The following is a 3,273-nucleotide window of genomic DNA, read 5'->3' as shown; positions in this document are numbered from 1 at the left end:
GTCGGGGAGGTGGGGGATCGGGGGAGTCAGGCGAGGTCGCCGCGCCGGTGGCGGGCGGTCAGCTGGTCGCCGAGGATTCCGACGTTGACGATGAGCAGGGACAGGGCGATACCGGGAAGCGTCGAGATCCACCACGCCGTCTCCAGGTATTCCTTGCCGCCCGCGATGGTCTGCCCCCACGACACCGTCGAGGGGGGCAGCCCGATGCCGAGGAAGCTCAGTCCCGCCTCGGCGAGCACGACCAGGGCGAACTCCAGGGTGGCCAGCGCCACGATCGGCCCGGCCGTGAACGGCAGCACATGGCGGCCCAGGATCGTCCGCGCGGGCACGCCCATCACCCGCGCCGCGTCCACCCAGGCCCGCTCCCGCACCGACATCGCGATCGAACGGGTCACCCGGGCGAACGAGATCCACGCCGTCGCCGAGAGCGCGAACACCACCAGCGGCACGCTCCGTTCGAACGCCCCGGCGATGACGATGGCCAGCAGGATCGCGGGGAACGCCAGCAGCACGTCGAAGATCCGCGCCAGCACGGCGTCCACCCAGCCGCGCGCGTACCCCGCGACCGCGCCCAGCGCCACGCCCACCAGGCAGGAGATCCCGACCGTGGACCCGCCGATGATCACCGAGGTGCGCGCCCCGTAGACGATCTGCGCCAGCACGTCCCGGCCCACGCCGTCCGTGCCCAGCCACGCGGTCGAGCCGTCGGACGTCTCCGACCCCGGGGACAGCAGCCGGTCCTCCAGCGGCGTGTGCACCGGGTCGTAGTCGATGAGCAGCGGCCCGACCAGCGCCACCAGGAGGTAGAGGCCGACGACGACATACGGGATCCGGGCCGGCCAGCGCCGCCCCCGGCGCCGCGCCGGGGCCGGCGCCGCCCCCATCTCCCGCCCCGCGGTCGCGAGATCGGTCATGACGCGCCCTCCGTCCTGATGCGTGGGTCGAGCCGGGTGGCCAGCAGGTCGGCCGTCAGGTTGAGCACCATGACGATCCCGGCGATCAGCAGCGTCACGGCCTGGACCACGGCGTAGTCGCGGTTGGCCACCGCGTCGACCACCAGGGAGCCGAGGCCCGGCCACGCGAAGACGTTCTCGACGATGACGGCGCCCCCCATCAGCGCGCCCATCTGGAGGCCGACGACGGTCACCACGGGGATCAGCGAGTTCCGCAGGGTGTGGCCGACGAGGACCTGGGGCTCGGTCAGGCCCTTGGAGCGGGCCGTCTCTACATAGGGCTCCCGCATGTTCTCCGCGACGCTGCTGCGCGTCAGCCGCGCGACGATCGCGATGAACGGCAGCGACAGCGTCACGGCCGGAAGGATCATGTGCTGCGGGGTGCCCACGCCGGAACTCGGCAGCCAGCGCAGGCCGAGCGCGAAGAACAGCACCAGCATGATGCCGATCCAGAAGGTGGGGAACGACTGGAGCGCGATCGTCGCCGCGGACACCACCCGGTCCACCGCCCCGCCGGCCCGGCCGCCCGCCAGCATGCCCAGCGTCAGGCCCACGACCACGGCGATCACGGTGGCCGTCAGCGTCAGCTCCACCGTGGCGGAGAGCCGGTCGAACACCGCGTCCATCGCGGGGCGGCCGAGCCGGTGCGACTCGCCGAAGTCCAGCCGGAGCGCGTCGCCGAGATAGGAGAGGTACTGCTCGGCGAGCGGGCGGTCCAGGCCCAGCGTCTCGTTGAGCCGGTCGATCTGGTCCCGGCTCGCGTCGGGGCCGAGCAGCACCGTCGCCGGATCGCCGGGCGCGGCCCTGACGATGAGGAAGATGAGCGAGGCCGCGCCCCACATCACGAAGACGCCGACCAGCAGCCGGGAGGCGATCATGCGGATCACGCGGACCGCCTTCCCGCGGGAACGGGCCCGGCCGAGTCGCCCGGCACGAAGCTGCACGGCACCGAGAGCTGGCGCGGCCCCGGGCCCGCCGCGGCCCCCGGCTCCCCGAGCAGCTCGACCAGCAGCCGCACCGCCTCGCTCGCCATCCGGGCGCGGGGCAGCGAGAACCGTGTCCAGTCCCGCGTCTTCGGCGTCCACGACGGCGGATCGCCCAGCAGCGCCAGCGAGCAGTCGGCGGGGAACCGGATCAGCTCCGTCGCCTCCATCGCCGCCAGCGCCTCGACCAGGCGGTTGTCCTCGGTCGGCTCGACCAGGAAGGCGGTGACACCCAGCTCGTCGATCCAGCGCCGCAGATGACCGGCCGACAGCTCCGCCGGGTCGGCGAGCCCCTGCACCAGCGCCTCGTCGAACGGCAGGCCGTTCTCGGCGAGTCCGCGCAGATAGCCCGCCTCGCGGTCCCAGGTGGGCTCGGTGTCCTCCACCGCCCGCAGATACATGATCCGGTCGTGGCCCAGCTCCGACAGGCGCCTGACCAGCGCGGCGGTGGCCGACACGTAGTCGGCCGCCACATAGGAGACCTCGCCCCCCTCGACCTCGCGGCGCCCGATGAAGACGAACGGGAAGTCCTCGCGTATCAGCTCGGCCAGCTCCTCGCGCCGCACCTTGCGGCCCAGCAGGACGCAGCCGTCGGCGAGCTTGAGGCGGTTGGCGCCGCCGGCGTAGATCGAGCGGTCCGCCGCGGAGCCGACGGAGGAGAACAGCAGCAGGTCGTAGCCCTGCGCGGCCGTCTCCTCCTCGACGCCGACCAGGAACGGGTAGTAGAAGTCCCGCTGGTCGACGGGGAAGACCGGCTCGAAGGTGTAGAGACCGAGCAGGTGGTTGCGCCCGCCCTTGAGGCTGCGGGCCGCGACATTCGCCGCGTACCCCAGCTCCCGCGCCGCCTGCTCCACGGCGCGCCGCGTGGACTCGGCTATCTGGTCACTGGCTGCGCCACCGCTGATCACCAGCGACACCGTCGCCTGCGACACACCGGCCCGCCGCGCTATGTCCACCTGCGTGGGCCGGCGGCGCCGCTCGGAACTGGCCACCCGAACTCCCCGTCTAATACGTATAAATGAGCTTGCGCCGACGTTACTCATCTGTTTCGGCGGGAGTCAAGAGTTTGGGCGAACATGTGTGCATGACCTGATTCGCCATCCCCGCGCGCCGCCGAGCCATGGCCCGCGCGGGGCGCCACCGCGCAGGATCGGGGCATGACCGACACCCTGACGACGACCGGACTCGAAGCCTCCTTTGCCCGGGACGGGTTCGCCGTCCTGCCCGGCGCCCTGAGCGGCGAGGAGACGCACGCCCTGATCGCCGAGGCCGCCCGCATCTGCCGCGGGGAGCTCGGCCCCATCGAGGGCCCGCCGCCCGGCGCGCCCGCCTCCGCC

At 72.7% G+C, this 3,273-nt stretch carries 4 protein-coding genes; 1 reads left to right on the top strand and 3 read right to left on the bottom strand.

Features of this window, described 5'->3' with window-relative positions:
• Positions 1–26: 26 nt before the first annotated feature.
• From ADY01_RS34315 to ADY01_RS34305, 3 genes are read right to left on the bottom strand one after another with little or no spacing between them, the layout of a single operon-like run.
• On the bottom strand, positions 27–914 hold the full coding sequence (locus tag ADY01_RS34315) for an ABC transporter permease (protein ID WP_234320527.1): 888 nt from the start codon (positions 912–914) through the stop codon (positions 27–29).
• Positions 911–1,831, bottom strand: a complete 921-nt coding sequence (locus ADY01_RS34310; RefSeq protein ID WP_049580691.1) for an ABC transporter permease — start codon at positions 1,829–1,831, stop codon at positions 911–913. Before ADY01_RS34310 ends, ADY01_RS34315 begins: the two co-directional genes overlap by 4 nt.
• A gap of 5 nt (positions 1,832–1,836) precedes the next feature.
• Complete coding sequence (locus tag ADY01_RS34305) at positions 1,837–2,928, bottom strand: LacI family DNA-binding transcriptional regulator (protein WP_199826382.1); 1,092 nt, start codon at positions 2,926–2,928, stop codon at positions 1,837–1,839.
• Positions 2,929–3,093: 165 nt separating this feature from the next.
• On the opposite strand from ADY01_RS34305, the gene ADY01_RS34300 reads away from it, so the two are divergent.
• The coding region (locus ADY01_RS34300; protein WP_049580689.1) for a hypothetical protein at positions 3,094–3,273 on the top strand (180 nt) is incomplete at its 3' end.

This window comes from Streptomyces sp. SBT349 (genome assembly GCF_001083795.1).
Taxonomy (GTDB): Bacteria; Actinomycetota; Actinomycetes; order Streptomycetales; family Streptomycetaceae; genus Streptomyces.
Note: the sequence above shows the minus strand (reverse complement) of the source record. Positions and strands in the feature narration are given on the sequence as shown.